Annotated in this window: 15 protein-coding genes; 5 read left to right on the top strand and 10 right to left on the bottom strand. The window is 73.8% G+C overall.

Annotation, left to right across the window (positions count from 1 at the left end; all coding sequences use genetic code 11):
- Window positions 1–734: 734 nt before the first annotated feature.
- A complete protein-coding gene (gene trpS, locus ACZ51S_RS33455) occupies window positions 735–1,733 on the top strand; it encodes a tryptophan--tRNA ligase (RefSeq protein ID WP_468963022.1) in 999 nt (332 codons plus the stop codon).
- A gap of 53 nt (window positions 1,734–1,786) precedes the next feature.
- Here trpS and proC read toward each other — a convergent pair whose 3' ends face one another.
- The 5 genes from proC to ACZ51S_RS33430 form a co-directional block, all read right to left on the bottom strand.
- Window positions 1,787–2,596, bottom strand: a complete 810-nt coding sequence (proC, locus tag ACZ51S_RS33450; RefSeq protein WP_388944895.1) for a pyrroline-5-carboxylate reductase — start codon at window positions 2,594–2,596, stop codon at window positions 1,787–1,789.
- A gap of 103 nt (window positions 2,597–2,699) precedes the next feature.
- A complete protein-coding gene (locus ACZ51S_RS33445) occupies window positions 2,700–3,437 on the bottom strand; it encodes an ABC transporter permease (RefSeq protein WP_468480156.1) in 738 nt (245 codons plus the stop codon).
- Window positions 3,434–4,228 (bottom strand): ABC transporter ATP-binding protein, encoded by a 795-nt coding sequence (locus tag ACZ51S_RS33440; protein WP_468804164.1) that lies wholly within the window; start codon window positions 4,226–4,228, stop codon window positions 3,434–3,436. Before ACZ51S_RS33440 ends, ACZ51S_RS33445 begins: the two co-directional genes overlap by 4 nt.
- Before the next feature lie 70 nt (window positions 4,229–4,298).
- A complete protein-coding gene (locus ACZ51S_RS33435) occupies window positions 4,299–4,817 on the bottom strand; it encodes a hypothetical protein (protein WP_388944887.1) in 519 nt (172 codons plus the stop codon).
- A 95-nt stretch (window positions 4,818–4,912) separates the two neighbouring features.
- Window positions 4,913–5,218, bottom strand: a complete 306-nt coding sequence (locus tag ACZ51S_RS33430) for a peptidase (RefSeq protein WP_468480154.1) — start codon at window positions 5,216–5,218, stop codon at window positions 4,913–4,915.
- Window positions 5,219–5,324: 106 nt separating this feature from the next.
- On the opposite strand from ACZ51S_RS33430, the gene ACZ51S_RS33425 reads away from it, so the two are divergent.
- Window positions 5,325–7,442 (top strand): serine/threonine-protein kinase, encoded by a 2,118-nt coding sequence (locus ACZ51S_RS33425; RefSeq protein WP_468963020.1) that lies wholly within the window; start codon window positions 5,325–5,327, stop codon window positions 7,440–7,442.
- Window positions 7,443–7,467: 25 nt separating this feature from the next.
- Here ACZ51S_RS33425 and ilvD read toward each other — a convergent pair whose 3' ends face one another.
- From ilvD to ACZ51S_RS33410, 3 genes are all read right to left on the bottom strand, one after another.
- On the bottom strand, window positions 7,468–9,318 hold the full coding sequence (gene ilvD / locus ACZ51S_RS33420) for a dihydroxy-acid dehydratase (RefSeq protein ID WP_468479435.1): 1,851 nt from the start codon (window positions 9,316–9,318) through the stop codon (window positions 7,468–7,470).
- A gap of 122 nt (window positions 9,319–9,440) precedes the next feature.
- Window positions 9,441–10,058 (bottom strand): TetR/AcrR family transcriptional regulator, encoded by a 618-nt coding sequence (locus ACZ51S_RS33415; protein WP_388944876.1) that lies wholly within the window; start codon window positions 10,056–10,058, stop codon window positions 9,441–9,443.
- The gene (locus ACZ51S_RS33410; protein ID WP_467896110.1) at window positions 10,055–10,879 is read right to left on the bottom strand and encodes a sugar phosphate isomerase/epimerase family protein; all 825 of its coding nucleotides are present in this window, start codon (window positions 10,877–10,879) and stop codon (window positions 10,055–10,057) included. Before ACZ51S_RS33410 ends, ACZ51S_RS33415 begins: the two co-directional genes overlap by 4 nt.
- Window positions 10,880–10,945: 66 nt before the next feature.
- Between ACZ51S_RS33410 and ACZ51S_RS33405 the strand changes: the two genes are divergently transcribed.
- On the top strand, window positions 10,946–11,692 hold the full coding sequence (locus ACZ51S_RS33405; RefSeq protein ID WP_468804166.1) for a hypothetical protein: 747 nt from the start codon (window positions 10,946–10,948) through the stop codon (window positions 11,690–11,692).
- A 33-nt stretch (window positions 11,693–11,725) separates the two neighbouring features.
- Here the strand turns inward: ACZ51S_RS33405 and ACZ51S_RS33400 are convergent, their stop codons facing one another.
- Window positions 11,726–12,652 (bottom strand): Ppx/GppA family phosphatase, encoded by a 927-nt coding sequence (locus ACZ51S_RS33400; protein WP_468479438.1) that lies wholly within the window; start codon window positions 12,650–12,652, stop codon window positions 11,726–11,728.
- A gap of 61 nt (window positions 12,653–12,713) precedes the next feature.
- Between ACZ51S_RS33400 and ACZ51S_RS33395 the strand changes: the two genes are divergently transcribed.
- Window positions 12,714–13,511, top strand: a complete 798-nt coding sequence (locus tag ACZ51S_RS33395) for a DUF3109 family protein (RefSeq protein ID WP_468963018.1) — start codon at window positions 12,714–12,716, stop codon at window positions 13,509–13,511.
- A 56-nt stretch (window positions 13,512–13,567) separates the two neighbouring features.
- Here ACZ51S_RS33395 and ACZ51S_RS33390 read toward each other — a convergent pair whose 3' ends face one another.
- A complete protein-coding gene (locus ACZ51S_RS33390; protein ID WP_468963017.1) occupies window positions 13,568–15,124 on the bottom strand; it encodes a BACON domain-containing protein in 1,557 nt (518 codons plus the stop codon).
- Between the two features lie 554 nt (window positions 15,125–15,678).
- On the opposite strand from ACZ51S_RS33390, the gene radA reads away from it, so the two are divergent.
- Window positions 15,679–17,094 (top strand): DNA repair protein RadA, encoded by a 1,416-nt coding sequence (radA, locus tag ACZ51S_RS33385; protein WP_388944863.1) that lies wholly within the window; start codon window positions 15,679–15,681, stop codon window positions 17,092–17,094.
- Window positions 17,095–17,145 lie beyond the last annotated feature (51 nt).

The following is a 17,145-nucleotide window of genomic DNA, read 5'->3' as shown; positions in this document are numbered from 1 at the left end:
TTCTGGCGTTGATTTTTGGCACGCTGTTGAGTTCTCAAGGAACGGACGCTTCCTTTGTACTCACCCTCTCGGGCTTTCCTCCGGGCTTTCGTTCTTGCGTTTCCGACTCTATCAGAGTCTTTCTCGCTTGCTTTCCAGGTCCTGCGCTTTCGCGCTTTTCCTTTCCGGCGGTTCCGACTCTATCAGATCCTTTCGGGCCTGACTCCCAGTCAGCGGGTTTTGCCTTCCGGGCTGTTGGGCCCTTCCGGCGAGTGAGACAGTAGCGGATTCCTTGCCCCCGAAGCCAATCGGCGGCTGCGTCCTGGAACGCGGATTCCTCATTCGCAAATACGCATGAAAACGGGACGACGGAGTGCGTCGTTCGTTCGAATGTGTAGTGCGGGATGGCTGTCCGGGGACCGACCGGGGTCGGCGCTCACGTCGGACAACTCGAAGAACCTTACGGATCAGGCACACGCGTGTCAACTCCCGGCTGACCGGCGGACGACCGGTCGGCGAACTTCCCGCGCGCCTCACCCCACGAGGGCTACGCTGGCTCCCATGACTACGCATGCGCTCACGCTCAGCCTCCGCTGGTGGGCCGCCTGACGGCGGCCGACCTTCCACACGAGCACGCATGCGCTCACGGCCGCCGCTACGGCGGCCGTTTCTGTTTCTCCCCTCCCGGGAGCGGCTCGGTCGCCCGGCGCGGTGACCGCGAGGCCACACCACCACTCACAGGGAGAGCAGCAGACATGACGAGGATCTTCAGCGGGATCACCCCGTCCGGGCACCTGACGCTGGGCAACTACCTCGGGGCCCTGCGGCAGTGGGTCGCGGCCGAGCACGCGCCCGCGGACGCCCTGTTCTGCGTCGTGGACCTGCACGCGCTCACCGTGGAGCACGATCCCGCGCGGGTGCGGCGCCTCACCCGGCAGGCCGCGACGCTGTTCCTCGCCGCCGGGCTGGATCCGCAGCGGTGCACCCTCTTCGTGCAGAGCCACGTCAGCGAGCACACCCGGCTGTCCTACCTGCTGGAGTGCACCGCCGCCGACGGGGAGCTCCGGCGGATGATCCAGTACCGGGAGAAGGCGGCGAAGGCAGAGGCGTCCGGTCAGGGCGTACGGCTGTCGCTGCTGACGTATCCGGTGCTGATGGCCGCCGACATCCTCGCCTACGCGGCGGAGGAGGTGCCGGTGGGCGAGGACCAGCGGCAGCACGTGGAGCTGACGCGGGATCTGGCGGTGCGGTTCAACCAGCGGTACGGGCAGACCTTCACCGTACCCAGGGTGACGCTGCCCGCCGTGGGCGCGCGGGTCATGGACCTCCAGGACCCCACCTCGAAGATGGGGAAGTCCAGTGAGAACGGCGCCGGGATCGTCTATCTGCTGGACGAGCCGGCGGTGATCACCAGGAAGGTGATGCGGGCCGTGACCGACAGCGGCGACGGCGGGGTGGTCTACGACCGGGCGGCGCGGCCCGGGGTGGCCAACCTGCTGGACCTCCTGGCCGCCTGCACGGGCGGGGATCCGCAGGAACTGGCCGGGGGGTACGAGCAGTACGGGCCGCTGAAGCGGGACGTCGCCGAGGCGGTGGTGGAGCTGCTTCGGCCGCTGCGGAAGCGGCACGCCGAGCTGGCGGCCGATCCGGGCGCGGTGGAGCGGGTCCTGCGCGAGGGGGCGGGGCGGGCGCGGGCCCTCGCGCGGCCGGTGGTGGACCGGGCCTACGAGGCCATCGGGCTGCTGGCGCCCTGAAGCGTGAGGGGGACGGCGGCCCCGCCGTACCGGGGCCGCCGTGCCTTCGTGGGTCAGCTGTTGCCGGTGGCGAGTTCGCGGCTGCGGTCGCGGGCCGCTTCGAGGGCGGCGATCAGGGCCGCGCGTACTCCGTGCTTCTCCAGCTCCACGATGGCGTTGATCGTCGTACCGGCGGGGGAGGTGACGGCTTCGCGGAGCTTGACCGGGTGCTCGCCGCTGTCGCGGAGCATGACGGCGGCGCCGATGGCGGCCTGGACGATGAGGTCGTGGGCCTGGGCGCGGGGCAGGCCGAGGAGGATGCCCGCGTCGGTCATGGCCTCGACGAGGAAGTAGAAGTACGCGGGTCCGGAGCCGGAGAGGGCGGTCGCGGCGTCCTGCTGGGACTCGGGGACGCGCAGGGTCTTGCCGACGCTGCCGAAGATCTCCTCGGCGTGCTGGAGGTGGGCGGCGGTGGCGTGGCTGCCGGCCGAGATGACGGACATGGCCTCGTCGACGAGGGCGGGGGTGTTCGTCATGACGCGGACGACGGGGGTGCCGGGGGCGAGCCGTTCCTCGAAGAAGGCGGTGGGGACGCCGGCGGCCCCGCTGATGACCAGGCGGTCGGCGGGGACGTGCGGGGCGAGCTCTTCGAGGAGCTTGCCCATGTCCTGCGGCTTGACGGTGAGGATGAGGGTGTCGGCGCGCTTGGCGGCTTCGGCGTTGGTGACGGCCTCGACGCCGTAGCGGGTGCGGAGTTCCTCGGCGCGCTCGGGCCGGCGGGCGGTGACGAGCAGTTTGGCGGCCGGCCAGCCGCCCCGGATCATCCCGCTGAGCAGGGCCTCGCCGATCTTGCCGGTACCGAGGACTGCGACTGTCTGGGTCATGCCCGATTCACCTCGCCGAACGAACGTGGGACGTACGGGCTCATCCTCGCACCGGGAGGGTGCGGCCGGGGCGGGTGTCCGGTCCGTGGGCGCCGGGGGCGGGCTACGGGGTCCTGCGGCGGAGGGTGGCGGCGCCGAGGGTGAGGACGAGCAGCGCGCAGGCGGCGACGACGACGGCGTCGCGGACGAAGCCGGCGGTCATGTCGGTGTGGGTGAGGACCTGGGTCATGCCGTCGACGGCGTAGGACATGGGCAGGACGTCCGAGATGGCTTCGAGGACGGGGTGCATGGTGTCGCGCGGGGTGAAGAGGCCGCACAGGAGCAGCTGCGGGAAGATCACGGCCGGCATGAACTGGACGGCCTGGAACTCGGACGCGGCGAAGGCGGAGACGAAGAGGCCGAGGGCGGTGCCGAGGAGGGCGTCCAGGAGGGCGACGAGCAGGAGCAGCCAGGGGGAGCCGATGACGTCGAGGCCGAGGAGCCAGAGCGCGAGGCCGGTGGCGAGGAGGGACTGGACGACCGCGACGGCGCCGAAGGCGAGGGCGTAGCCGGCGATGAGGTCGGCCTTGCCGAGCGGCATGGCGAGGAGGCGTTCGAGGGTGCCGGAGGTGCGTTCGCGGAGGGTCGCGATCGAGGTCACGAGGAACATCGTGATGAGGGGGAAGATCCCGAGGAGGGACGCGCCGATGCTGTCGAAGGTGCGGGGGCTGCCGTCGAAGACGTAGCGCAGCAGGGTGAGCATCAGTACGGGGACCAGCAGCATCAGCGCGATGGAGCGCGGGTCGTGGCGGAGCTGGCGCAGGACGCGGGCGGCGGTGGCGAGGGTGCGGGCGCGGTTCATCGCCGGTTCTCCTTCGCGAGTGCGCCGGCTTCGTCGACGAGGCGGAGGAAGCCTTCCTCGACGGTGGCGGTGCGGGTGCGGGTGCGCAGGGCTTGGGGGGTGTCCTGGGCGAGGACGCGGCCCTCGCGCATCAGGAGCAGGTCGTGGCAGCGCTCGGCCTCGTCCATGACGTGGGAGGAGACGAGGATCGTGGCGCGGCGGCGGGCGGTGAGGTCGTGGAAGAGGTTCCACAGGTCGCGGCGCAGGACGGGGTCGAGGCCGACGGTGGGTTCGTCGAGGACGAGCAGTTCGGGTGTGCCGAGGAGGGCCACGGCGAGGGAGACGCGGCTGCGCTGGCCGCCGGAGAGGTCGCCGGCGAGGGCGGTGGCGCGGCTGGTGAGGTCGACGTCGGTGATGGCCCGTTCGACGGCGGCGCGGCGGCGGTCGGCGGCGGTGCGGCCGGGGTCGAGGACGGCGGCGAAGTAGTCGAGGTTCTGGCGGACGGTGAGGTCGTCGTAGACGGAGGGCGCCTGGGTGACGTAGCCGATGCGGGAGCGGAGGCCGGGGTGGCCGGCGGGGTGGCCGAGGACGTCGAGGGTGCCGCTGACGTGGGCCTGGGTGCCGACGACGGCGCGCATGAGGGTGGATTTGCCGCAGCCGGAGGGGCCGAGGAGGCCGGTGATGCGGCCGCGGGGGACGGTGAAGGCGATGCCGTCGAGGACGGTGCGGGGGTGGCGTCCGGTGCCGCGCCGGACGGTGAGGCCGTGGGCGTGGACGGCGGGAGGGGGTTCCTCCGGCTGGTTATTCATCATGTGATGAATAATGCTCCCGGCTGTGCCGGGCGTCAATGGACCACGGGTTCGGGAAGCGGCGGAAGGCGCGCTACTTCTTGCGCTTGGGGCGGCGGGCGGCCGGGTTGCCCGTACGGGCGCCGCGGCGGCGGGCGAATTCGGCCACGGCACGCTCGTACTCGGCACGGCGGAGCTTCTCGCCGGGGGCCTCGGTCAGGCTGCGCAGGAAGTAGGCGGCGAGCGAGCCGATGAAGCCGATCGTCTTGAGGCCCTTGAGGGCGGCCTCGTCGGACGACGGCCGGGGGCGGCGGCCGAAGGACTCCCAGGTCTTGGCGAAGGAGATGGCGCTGGCGATCGCGAAGAGGACGACGACGGAGATGCTGAGGAAGGGGCCGACGTCGCCGATCTCCAGGCCCTCGTAGGCGAAGCGCAGGAGGAAGGCGCCGATGACGGCGGCGGCGAGCGAGCCGGCGGCCACGCCGGCGCGGCGCAGGGCGTAGCCGTTGTCGTGGTCCACCCAGGAGGTGCCGAAGAACCGGATCGGCTCGGGCCGCGGCCCGGGGGCCGGCGCGGCGGGGGTGGTCTCGTCTCGCTGCTCTGCGTCGCTCACAGCAGCGATTATCTCCCCCCGGCCACCGCTCGGGGGGACCCCCGCCGGCGGGCGGACCCGCCGGGGGTGCCCCCGCCGGCGAAGCGGTGACGCGGTCAGCCGCAGCGGCCGGCGACGTAGCCGTCGGCGCCGGTCCGCACGTAGGCGTCGGAGACGAAGCGGCCGTTGCCGACGCAGTCCCACAGGTCCGTGGTGCCGTACGGGCCCGAGACGGTGGTGCCGGGGCACTGGCAGCGGATCGTGACGTAACCGCCGACGGGTACCGCGTCGATGATCGGGTAGTTGGTGCCGGGGCCGCTGCGGATGTTGACCCGGTAGCCGGGCGCGGTCGGGTAGGACTGGAAACCCGAGTCGGCGGCCGCGAGGCTCTGCGCCTGGCTGGAAACGTTGTCAGTGGACATGTGAGAACTCCCCCCGTGGGTGTTGCTCTGCGCGACGCGCGCAGGGTAGCAAGCCCTTGGATGGTCGCACGGGGCATCGACTAGGCTCCGGCGGGGGTGGTGAGCGGTGCAGTCACTGCACGCGGACTACGCCGGGTTTCCGGAGTACGCCGGGCAGTACCGGCTCGAATCCGTGCTCGGCTCCGGCGGCATGGGCGTCGTCCATCTGGCCACCTCCAGCTCCGGGCTGAAACGCGCCGTCAAGGTCGTCCACGCCCAGCACGCCGTGGACGCGGAGTTCCGGGCGCGGTTCCGGCAGGAGGTCGCGGCCGCGCGGAGGGTGAGCGGCGCCTTCACCGCGCCCGTCGTGGACGCCGACCCCGATGCCGAGCGGCCCTGGATGGCCACCCTGTTCATCGACGCCCCGACCCTGTCCGAGCGGGTACGGGAACGCGTGCTCGACCCCGTCGAGCTGACCCGGCTCGCCGCCGGGCTGGCGGAGGCCCTGCGGGACATCCACCGGGCCGGTGTGGTGCACCGGGACCTGAAACCGAGCAACGTGCTGATGGCCCCGGACGGGGTCCGGGTCATCGACTTCGGCATCTCGCGCCCGGCCGACAGCGACCTGCGCACCGAGACCGGCAAGCTGATCGGGACTCCGCCGTTCATGGCGCCGGAGCAGTTCCAGCGGCCGAGGGAGGTGGGGACGGCCGCGGACGTGTTCGCGCTGGGCGCGGTGCTGGTGCACGCGGCGACCGGGCGCGGGCCCTTCGACTCCGACAGCCACTACCTCGTGGCGTACCAGGTCGTGCACAGCGAGCCCGATCTGACCGGGCTGCCCGCCCGGCTCGTGCCGATCGTGGCGCGGTGCCTGGCGAAGGATCCGGCGGAGCGGCCGACCGCCGAGGCGCTGATCGCCGAGATGCGCGCCGTCGCGTACCCGACGTCCGAGGACACCCAGGCCTTCATCCCGCGGCCGCGCCGGCCGAAGGCGGCGGAGGAGGAGGAGGAGGAGGAGGCCACCCACCTGCGGCAGCGGATCCCGACGGACCGGACGCCTCCCCGCCGCCGCGGGCGGGTGCTGACGGCGGCCGGGCTCGGGGTGCTGCTCGCCGCGGGGGCGGTCGGCGGCTACCTGTGGTGGGCGCCCGGCACCGGGGCGCCGGAGCAGCCGGTCTCCCATGCCTCGGGGAAGCCGGGCAAGGGCTTCTCCCCCTGGTCGACCGCACCGGGCACCCCGGCGGTGTCCTGCTCGGCGGAGGCCGGCGGACTGTACTGCTCCGGGCGCGGCGTGGCCGCCACCCGCCTCGACCCCGCGGACGGCTCGACGGCGTGGACGGTCCGCGCGAACGCCCCCGGCCACGGCCTGACGTCCGCCGGTGCTCCGCTCCACGCGGGTGGGCTGGTCCTCGTGACGGCACCCGGCAGCGAGCGGCTCCAGGCACTGGACCCCGCCACGGGCACGGAACGCTGGCAGCGGAAGCTGTCCGGCGGCACGCGCGTGGTGACCGCGGGCCCGTACGCGCTCACCGTGACCGCGAACGGCAACGTCACCGCCCTCGACGCCGCGAGCGGCACGCCGCGCTGGACGCGGAGGATCGGTGACGCCGGGTCCGTGTGGTGGGGCGGCCCGGGGGCGGCGGGGGCGCCCGTACTGTACGTGGCGACCGCGGCCCTCGACGGCGGATCGACGCAGCTCGCCGAGGTCGACCCGGTGACGGGAGCGGTGCGCTGGCAGACGCGGGCCTCGGGAAAGCTGCGGCCCGTCGGCGTGGCGCAGGGTGCGGTACAGCTGCTGGACAGCGACGCGGGGGCCAGGACCGCCGGCATCGTCAGGGTCGACGTGGCGGCCCGGACCGTCCGCCGGACCCAGCTGCCCGCACCGCTGTTCGACGCGGAGGCGACCGTGGGACCGGAGGGGACCGTCTACGCCTTCGGCAGCGGCGGGGCGCTCGTGGCGGTCGGCGCGGAAAGGGAGCTCTGGCGGCTGGAAACCGGGGCGGCCAGCGGCTCCGGGCCCGTCGTCTCGGACGGGCGGGTCTTCCTGATGACCGGGGACGGCCGGCTGCTGGCCGTGGACGCGGCGGCCGGGCGGCTCGTGGGGCAGACCAGGCCGCGCATGGCGGCCCAGGGCACCTTCAGCGCCACCCTCCCCGCCCCCGTCGTCACCGGCGGCCACGTCTACGCGTCCGCCCCCGACGGCACCGTCTTCGCCGTGGACGCGCGGAACCCCGCCGGGTGGTGAACCACACCGGCGGGGCCCGGAGTACTCAGCCCAGCTTCGACACGTCGCGGACCGCGCCCTTGTCGGCGCTGGTGGCCATCGCCGCGTAGGCGCGCAGGGCGGCCGAGACGGTGCGCTCACGGGTCTTCGGGGCGTACACGCCGCCGAGGGCCGCGTGCCGGGCGGCCAGCTCCTCGGCGGAGACCAGCAGCTCGATCGACCGGTTCGGGATGTCGATGCGGATCCGGTCGCCGTCCTCGACGACCGCGATGTCACCGCCGGAGGCCGCCTCCGGGGAGGCGTGGCCGATGGACAGGCCCGAGGTGCCGCCGGAGAAGCGGCCGTCCGTCACCAGGGCGCAGACCTTGCCGAGGCCGCGGCCCTTGAGGAAGGAGGTCGGGTAGAGCATCTCCTGCATGCCGGGGCCGCCGCGCGGGCCCTCGTAACGGATGACGACGACGTCTCCCGGCTGGACCTGCTTCGTCAGGATCTTCTCGACGGCCTCGTCCTGCGACTCGCAGACGACCGCCGGGCCCTCGAAGGTCCAGATCGACTCGTCGACACCGGCCGTCTTCACGACGCAGCCGTCGACCGCGATGTTGCCGCGCAGGACGGCGAGGCCGCCGTCCTTGGAGTACGCGTGCTGCACGGAGCGGATGCAGCCGCCCTCGGCGTCCAGGTCGAGGGTGTCCCAGCGCTCGGACTGGGAGAAGGCGGTGGCGGAGCGCTTGCAGCCGGGGGCCGCGTGCCACAGCTCCATCGCCTCCTCGGACGCCGTGCCGGAGCGGGCGTCCCACTTCGCGAGCCAGTCCTCCAGGCCCTTGGAGTGGACGGTGGTGACGTCCTTGTTGAGGAGCCCGCCGCGGTGCAGCTCGCCGAGGATGGCGGGGATGCCGCCGGCGCGGTGGATGTCCTCCATGTAGTACGTGCCGCCGGGCGCGACGTTCGGGGCGACCTTGGCCAGGCACGGGACGCGGCGCGAGACGGCGTCGATGTCCGTCAGGTCGTACTCCAGACCCGCCTCCTGCGCGGCGGCCAGCAGGTGCAGGATCGTGTTGGTCGAGCCGCCCATGGCGATGTCCAGGGCCATGGCGTTCTCGAAGGCCTCGCGGGAGGCGATGCTGCGCGGCAGGACCGACTCGTCGCCGTCCTCGTAGTAGCGCTTGGTGATCTCCACGACCGTGCGGCCGGCGTCCTCGTACAGGGCGCGGCGGGCGGTGTGCGTGGCGAGGACGGAGCCGTTGCCGGGCAGGGCCAGGCCGATGGCCTCGGCCAGGCAGTTCATCGAGTTGGCGGTGAACATGCCCGAACACGAACCGCACGTCGGACAGGCGTTCTCCTCGATGCGCAGGACGTCCTCGTCCGACACGTTCTCGTTGGAGGCGTCGACCATGGCGTCGATCAGGTCCAGCTTGCGGACGGTGCCGTCCACCAGAGTGGCCTGCCCGGCCTCCATCGGACCGCCGGAGACGAAGACCACCGGGATGTTGAGGCGCATGGCGGCCATCAGCATCCCGGGGGTGATCTTGTCGCAGTTGGAGATGCAGATCAGGGCGTCGGCGCAGTGCGCCTCGACCATGTACTCCACGCTGTCCGCGATCAGGTCGCGCGAGGGCAGGGAGTACAGCATGCCCGCGTGGCCCATGGCGATGCCGTCGTCGACCGCGATCGTGTTGAACTCGCGCGGGATCGCACCGGCGGCGCGGATGGCGTCCGAGACGATGCGGCCGACCGGCGCCAGGTGGGTGTGACCGGGGACGAACTCGGTGAAGGAGTTGGCGACCGCGATGATCGGCTTGCCGATGTCCTCGCTCGCTACGCCCGACGCGCGCATCAGCGCACGAGCGCCTGCCATGTTGCGGCCGTGGGTGACGGTGCGGGACCTCAGCTCGGGCATGCGGTTTCACTCCCCATGAGTGCGGCTGTACGGTCAGCCGCGACTGCGGATATGGCTCGGTTACGAGGCTACGCCCACCGCCCGCGATCCGGACACCTCGTCCGGATGCCGGGACGCGGGGGTCATTCCTCGGTCAGGTAGCGCTGGAGGGTGGGAGCGACGAGGGCCACGATGTCCTCCGCGTCCGCCGACGCGAGCGGCTCCACCTGGACCACGTACCGCAGGATCGCGATCCCGACCATGTGCGAGGCGGCCAGCTCGGCGCGGAACGTCGGATCCGGGACGTCGAGGTCGGCGGCGATCCGCTCCAGCACGCGGCGCAGCACCAGCGTGCGCAGCACCTTCGCGGCGGCGTCGTGCGTGAGCGCCGACCGGATCACGGCCAGCAGCGGCACCCGGGTGACCGGGTTCTCCCACACCCCCAGGAAATAGCGGACCAGCCGCTCCCCGATGCCGTCGGGGCCCTCCCCGAGAATGGCCGGAACCACCAGGGCCGGCTCCAGGCTCACCTCGATGGCAGCGGCGAAGAGGTCGTCCTTGCTGCCGAAGTAGTGGTGCACCAGCGCCGGGTCCACCCCCGCGACCTTCGCGACGCCGCGCACGGACGTCTTGTCGTACCCGCGCTCCGCGAACACCTCGCGGGCGGCGAGGCGGATGCGCTCCTGCGTACCGGGGCCCTCGTCCGCCTCGTCCTGGCGCGGCCGGCCGGGGCCGCGCCGCCGCTTCGCGGGCTCCGTCACCGGCGGCCGGCCGGCTTCGCGAGGTGCGCACGCGTGAAGGCCAGCGCCTCCGCGAGGTCCGCCTCCCGCTCCGCGGAGGACATGGCGCGCCGGGTGTTCACCTCGATCACCACGTGCCCGTCGAAGGAACTCCGGGCCAGCCCCGCGAGCAGCTCGGCGCAGGGCTGCGTACCGCGCCCGGGGACCAGGTGCTCGTCCTTCGCCGATCCGTTGCCGTCGGCGAGGTGGACGTGGGCCAGCCGGTCCCCCATCCGGTCGATCATCGCGGAGGCGTCGGTGCGGGCGGTGGCGGTGTGCGACAGGTCGACGGTGAAGTGCCGGTAGTCGTCCTTCGTCACGTCCCACTCGGGCGCGTACGCGAGCATCTCGCGGTCCCGGTAGCGCCACGGGTACATGTTCTCGACGGCGAAGCGGACGTCGGTCTCGTCGGCCATCCGCCAGATCCCGGACACGAAGTCCCGCGCGTACTGGCGCTGCCAGCGGAACGGCGGATGCACCACGACGGTGGACGCCCCCAGCCGCTCGGCCGCCGCCCGGGCCCGGTGGAGCTTGGTCCACGGATCCGTCGACCACACGCGCTGGGTGATGAGCAGACAGGGCGCGTGCACGGCCAGGACCGGCACCTGGTGGTGGTCCGACAGGCGGCGCAGCGCGTCGATGTCCTGGCTCACCGGGTCCGTCCAGACCATGACCTCCACCCCGTCGTAGCCGAGGCGCGCGGCGATCTCGAAGGCGGTCGCCGTGGACTCCGGGTAGACGGAGGCGGTGGACAGGGCGACCTTCGGGGTCCGGCTGCTCGGGATACGGAGTGGATCTGCCACGGTGACAGATTACGGGGCGCCTCCCCGGCGGGACGCACACGGCGGCACTCTCGTCATACTTTTCGGATGGAAACCGAAGGGACCGCGCGGGCCCGGCAGTGGCTGGCCGACCGCGGCGTCGTCCAGACCCCCGGGGGCTGGACCGACCCGGACAGGCCCGGCGCTCCCCGAACCGCCGACGAGATCGCCCACTCCTGGGCGTACGAGGTCTTCGTGGACGAGGACCTCGACGGGGCGGCGGCGGTACGGATGGCCTTCGGCCTGCTGGACCTCCTCGACGCGTACTGGGTCACCTGCGAGATCGGCTTCGCGCACGACGGCCCGGACGGCCCGCTGCCCGCCGGCCCGCTCTGGGAGGGCTACCGCACGCGCCTGGAGGCGGAGCGGGATCCGGAGCCCGTGCGCTACTCGCTCTGGGTCGACTGGTTCGAGGACCGCTCCACCTCCGCCACGGCCTTCGCCGAGGTCCTGGGCGACGACATCGCCGCCATCGTGGCCGCCCCCGCGCCGCCCTCCCTGCGCCGCGCCGCCCGCGTCCTGGCCGACTCGGGCCCGGTCCCGTGGGAGGTCAAGCACCCCGCGTACGAAACGGCGGCCCGCCTCCCGGCCCTCCACGAGCCCCTCTTCAGGGCGCTGCGCGCCGGCTACCACGACCTCTACGGCGACCTGGACCCCGCCGCGGCCCTCACCCTCCTCGACCGCCTCGCCCTCCCCCCGGCCACGGAACACCTCGCCCCGCTCCGCGCGGTCCTCGCGGCGGGCCACCGCAACCACCGCCACGCCCCGGAGGCGTGGGCCGCGGCGACGGCCTGACGGCGCCGCCGGGGGGACCCGTCCCCGGGGCGGTTACGGCAGGTGGTCCAGGCGGCGGAGGATGACGCCTTCGCGCAGCGCCCAGGGGCAGATTTCCAGTTCGTCCACGCCGAAGAGGTCCATCGCCGCCTCCGCCACCAGTGCCCCCGCCAGGAGCTGGGCGGCGCGGCCCTCCGAGACGCCCGGGAGGGCGGCGCGCTCCGTCGTGGTCATCACCGTCAGGCGGGGCACCCACTCCTCGAGGGACTTGCGGCTCAGTTCGCGCTGCACGTACAGCCCGTCGGCCTCGCGGGCCGCGCCCGCGAGGCGGGCCAGCTGCTTGAAGGTCTTCGACGTCGCCACCACGTGGTCCGGCGACCCGAAGCGCCTGAACTCGCCGACCGTCCGCGCGATCCGCGCCCGCACGTGCCGCCGCAGCGCCTTCACGTCCGCCGGGTCCGCCGGGTCCCCCGGGAGCCAGGCCGAGGTGAGGCGGCCCGCGCCCAGCGGGAGGGACACGGCCGTGTCGGGGTCCTCGTCTATCCCGTACGCGACCTCCAGCGAGCCCCCGCCGATGTCGAGGACCAGCAGCTTCCCCGCGGACCAGCCGAACCACCGGCGGACCGCCAGGAAGGTCAGCCGGGCCTCGTCCTCACCGCTGAGCACCGTCAGCTCGATGCCGGTCTCCGCCTTGACCCGGGCGAGGACGGCGTCGGCGTTCGGGGCCTCGCGCACCGCGCTGGTCGCGAAGGGCAGGACGTCCTCGCAGCCCTTGTCCTCGGCGGCCTGCACCGCGCCGGCGATCGCCGCGACGAGCCGTTCGACACCCTCCGGGCTGACCGCGCCGTGCGCGTCGAGCAGCTCCGCGAGCCGCAGCTGCACCTTGTGCGAGTGCGCGGGCTGCGGGCGCGCGCCGGGGTGCGCGTCCACCACCAGCAGATGGATCGTGTTCGAACCCACATCGAGGACACCGAGTCTCATACGGGAAACGCTACTGGGCCGGACGCGGAGCGGTGGAGGAAGGGGCGCTTAGGCTGGGCTTGTGCCAAATACGAAGAAGGCCAGCAAGAGCGAGACCAAGAAGAAGACCCGGGTGTCGGACGAGAAGGGCCTCGATTTCCCCCGCGCCTGGGTGGAGTTCCCCGATCCGGCCGACGAGGAGCAGGTCTTCCGCTGCGACCTGACCTGGCTGACCTCCCGCTGGACGTGCATCTTCGGCAGCGGCTGCCAGGGCATCCAGGCGGGCCGCGCGTCCGACGGCTGCTGCACCCTCGGCGCGCACTTCTCCGACGAGGACGACGAGAAGCGGGTCGCCGGGCACGTCGCCCGCCTGACGCCGGAGCTGTGGCAGTTCCACGACGTCGGGAGCGAGTCCGGCTGGACCCAGCTCGACGACGACGGGGAGAAGCAGACCCGCCGCTGGGACGGCGCCTGCATCTTCCTGAACCGGCCCGGTTTCCCGGCCGGCGCGGGCTGCTCCCTGCACATCCTGGCGCTCAGGAGCGGCCAGGAGCCGCTGGAGACGAAGCCGGACGTGTGCTGGCAGCTGCCCATCCGGCGGACCTACGACTGGATCGACCGGCCGGACGACACCCGGGTCCTCCAGGTATCGATCGGCGAGTACGACCGGCGCGGCTGGGGCCCGGGCGGCCACGACCTGCACTGGTGGTGCACGTCGGCGACCTCCGCGCACGGTGCCGGCCGGCCGGTGTACGAGTCGTACCGGGCGGAGCTGACGGAGCTGATGGGCAAGGAGGCCTACGAGGAGCTGGTGAAGCTGTGCGAGGCGCGGCTGGCCTCGCTGCTGCCGGTGGCCCCGCACCCCGCCGACCCGGCGTAGACCCGGGCCGCCGCGAACCGGTACGCGGCACCGCGGCCGTGCCCCGGACCCGGGCCTCAGCCCCCGGGCGTCCCCGGGTCGGGGGAAACCGTTCCTCCTGAGGGGGGTTCCGGGGTCGCCGTGTCCGTCGGGGCCGGCGTCGGGTCCGGGGTCGGCGTCGGGTCCGGGGCCGGCGTGGGGTCGGGGGCGGGCGTGGTCGGGGTGGGCGTGGGGTCCGGGGTGGGCGTCGGGGTGGGGTCCGGGGCCGGCGGGGTCGGCTCGGGGGCGGGCGCGGGGCGGCCGCGGCCCTGGAGGGAGACCACCGCCCCGCCGGGATCGACGCCGACCCGGGCCGTCCAGGCGCCGACGGGCTGGGCCCCGGTGTCGACGGTGATCCGGAGGGTGACCGATTCTCCGGGCGCGAGGGTGCCCGCCGTCTCGCTCGCGCGCAGCCAGGGCGCGTCCGACCAGAGCCGCCAGTCGACGGGGTTCCCGCCGGAGGCGGTGAGGGTGAGCAGGGTGGTGGCGCCCCGGGTGGTGGCGGCGACGGTGAGGCGGCCGGGGCCGACGGCCTCGGGGCCGGCCGGGCTTCCGGCGCTGATGACCTTGACGGAGACGTCGGGAGCCGCGCTGCCGGCGGCGAAGCCGGGCTCCCCGGTGGTGTGGGTGGTGTTGCCGGTGTTCTCGTACCCGGTGAAGGGGCGGCCCCCGACGTAGGGGGGCGGGATCTTCGATTCGCTGGCCGAGACGCGGCTGCCGTCGCCGCCGACGGGCTCGCCGGTGGAGGGGGCGCCCCGGTACGCGGCCCACAGCGCGAGTACGGGCGCGGCGACGACGGTGGCCACGACGGTGGTGGTCACGGCCCGGGCGCGGAGCCGCTCGCGGCGGGCGGCGCGGTCCTTGGGGTCCATGGGGAAGCCGGTCCGGTCGAAGCGCGGGCCGGGGCGGCCGCCGCGGCGCCGGCAGGAGCGCAGCATGGCGGCGTGGACGGCGGTGCGGGGCGCGGGGACCAGGGGCAGGACGGCGCTGATGCCGGAGCCCGGCCAGGGCGCCGCGGCGCCGACGCGTTCGGCGGCGCGGCGGCAGCGCGGGCAGTCGTCGACGTGGCGGACGAGCTCGGCGCGCAGGGTGGTGGACAGCAGTACTTGGCCGTCGCCGTCGTCGCCGGTGATGCGGGAGACGGCCGGGCAGTTGGCGGTCTCGACGACGGCGAGGGCGGCGCGGGTGCGTTCGACCTCGCAGGCCGCGCCGGAGAGCAGGTCCCGGGCGGCGGTGGGGGCGGTGCCGAGGACGGCGGCGAGTTCGGTGACGCCGAGGCGGTGGCGGACGGAGAGTTCGAGGGCCTCGCGCTGTTGGGGGGTGGTCCCGGCGGCCTCGGGCCAGGCGAGCCGGGCGAGTTCGGTACGGCGGTAGGCGCTCACGTCGAGCGGGCGGTGCGCCCGGGGCGCGCGCTCGGGGTCCGTGTGCTCCAGCGTGCGCGGGGCGGAATGCGCTCCCTGGCGTACGCGCCGCCGCTCGGCCAGCCGGCGCAGGCAGGCCCAGCGGGCGAGCGCGTAGAGCCAGGCCCGCCGGTCGCCCTCGTCGGGACATCGGCCGGGGTACCGCTCGGCGACGGCGAGGACGTCGCCGAGCACCTCGGTGGCGGCGTCGTGGTCGCACAGGACCGACAGGCAGTACGTGAAGAGCCCGTCCAGATGGGGCTCGTGCCGCAGGGGCGGGGGCTCCCCGCCGGGGACGGGGTCCTCGGGCCGGACGGTGCCGGCGGTATCAGCCGCACCGGCACCGGCCGCACCACCTGCACCGGCCGCACCACCGGCACCACCCGCTTCTGCCGCCGCTCCTACCCCATAGGAAGGATCACCGGCAACTGGCGTAACCTCCGCACCACCCGTATCGCCCGCCGGGCCCGCCCATTCCACTCGGGGCGTGCGCCCGTGCGCGGGGTGTGCGCCGGTGCGCGATACGGACTCTCCCTGGTCGCTGCTGTTCACTCGGCGAACCGTAGGCGGCGCGCCGGTAACGCTCCGGAAGCCTTCCGGGGTTTTAGCCCTTAAGGGTGAACAGATCGGCACTCCGCTGACAGCGGCCCTGACGCGCGGCCCCGCCGCGCGCGGATCCGGTGGTCCGGCGGCCGCCCGCGCGCCCAGCGCGTCGGGCGTTGTCGGCGGCGGCGGCTACGGTGGGCGCCATGGCTGCCCGTACATCTCGTTCATCCGCCAAGGACCGGCCGTCCTACCGCTGCTCCGAGTGCGGCTGGACCACCGCGAAGTGGCTCGGCCGGTGCCCCGAGTGCCAGGCGTGGGGGACCGTCGAGGAGATGGGCGCGCCCGCCGTACGTACCACCGCGGCCGGTCGCGTCTCCGCGGCCGCGCTGCCCATCGGCCAGGTCGACGGCAGGACCGCCGCCGCCCGCAGCACCGGCGTGGACGAGCTGGACCGGGTCCTGGGCGGCGGCCTCGTCCCCGGCGCGGTGGTGCTGCTGGCGGGCGAGCCGGGCGTCGGCAAGTCGACGCTGCTGCTGGACGTCGCCTCGAAGGCGGCCACCGGTGACCACCGCACCCTGTACGTGACCGGCGAGGAGTCGGCCAGCCAGGTGCGGCTGCGGGCCGACCGGATCAACGCCCTCAACGACCACCTCTACCTCGCCGCCGAGACCGACCTGTCCGCGGTGCTGGGCCACCTCGACGCGGTGCGGCCGTCGCTGCTGGTCCTGGACTCCGTACAGACCATCGCCTCCCCCGAGATCGACGGCGCGCCCGGCGGCATGGCCCAGGTGCGCGAGGTCGCCGGCGCGCTGATCCGCGCCTCGAAGGAGCGGGGCATGGCCACCCTCCTCGTCGGCCACGTCACCAAGGACGGCGCCATCGCCGGCCCCCGCCTGCTGGAGCACCTGGTGGACGTGGTGCTCAGCTTCGAGGGCGACCGGCACGCCCGGCTGCGCCTGGTGCGCGGCGTGAAGAACCGTTACGGGGCCACCGACGAGGTCGGCTGCTTCGAGCTGCACGACGAGGGCATCACCGGGCTCGCCGACCCCAGCGGGCTGTTCCTGACCCGGCGGGCCGAGGCGGTGCCGGGCACCTGCCTGACCGTGACCCTGGAGGGCAAGCGCCCGCTGGTCGCCGAGGTGCAGGCGCTCACCGTCGACTCACAGATCCCCTCCCCGCGCCGCACCACCTCGGGTCTGGAGACCTCGCGCGTCTCGATGATGCTGGCGGTGCTGGAGCAGCGCGGCCGGATCACCGCGCTGGGCAAGCGGGACATCTACAGCGCGACCGTGGGCGGGGTGAAGCTGACGGAGCCGGCGGCGGACCTGGCGATCGCGCTGGCGCTGGCCTCGGCGGCCAGTGATGTGCCCCTGCCGAAGAACCTGGTGGCCATCGGGGAGGTCGGTCTGGCCGGCGAGGTGCGGCGGGTGACCGGTGTCCAGCGCCGCCTGGCCGAGGCGCACCGGCTCGGCTTCACGCACGCGCTGGTCCCGGCGGACCCGGGGAAGGTGCCGGCGGGGATGAAGGTGACCGAGGTGGCGGACATGGGGGACGCGCTGCGGGTCCTGCCGCGCGGGCGTTCGCGCACGCCGGCCCGGGAGCGGGCGGCGGCGGAATAGCCGGCCCGGGAGCGGGCGGCGGAACGGCCGACCGCGCCCACGGCGGCGCGG

This window comes from Streptomyces sp. NPDC034043, assembly GCF_055575675.1.
Note: the sequence above shows the minus strand (reverse complement) of the source record. Positions and strands in the feature narration are given on the sequence as shown.

Coding starts and splice junctions, on each gene's coding strand:
- trpS (WP_468963022.1), top strand. CDS start 735: ATGACGAGGATCTTCAGCGGGATCACCCCGTCCGGGCACCTGACGCTG.
- proC (WP_388944895.1), bottom strand. CDS start 2,596: ATGACCCAGACAGTCGCAGTCCTCGGTACCGGCAAGATCGGCGAGGCC.
- ACZ51S_RS33445 (WP_468480156.1), bottom strand. CDS start 3,437: ATGAACCGCGCCCGCACCCTCGCCACCGCCGCCCGCGTCCTGCGCCAG.
- ACZ51S_RS33440 (WP_468804164.1), bottom strand. CDS start 4,228: ATGATGAATAACCAGCCGGAGGAACCCCCTCCCGCCGTCCACGCCCAC.
- ACZ51S_RS33430 (WP_468480154.1), bottom strand. CDS start 5,218: ATGTCCACTGACAACGTTTCCAGCCAGGCGCAGAGCCTCGCGGCCGCC.
- ilvD (WP_468479435.1), bottom strand. CDS start 9,318: ATGCCCGAGCTGAGGTCCCGCACCGTCACCCACGGCCGCAACATGGCA.
- ACZ51S_RS33405 (WP_468804166.1), top strand. CDS start 10,946: ATGGAAACCGAAGGGACCGCGCGGGCCCGGCAGTGGCTGGCCGACCGC.
- ACZ51S_RS33400 (WP_468479438.1), bottom strand. CDS start 12,652: ATGAGACTCGGTGTCCTCGATGTGGGTTCGAACACGATCCATCTGCTG.
- radA (WP_388944863.1), top strand. CDS start 15,679: ATGGCTGCCCGTACATCTCGTTCATCCGCCAAGGACCGGCCGTCCTAC.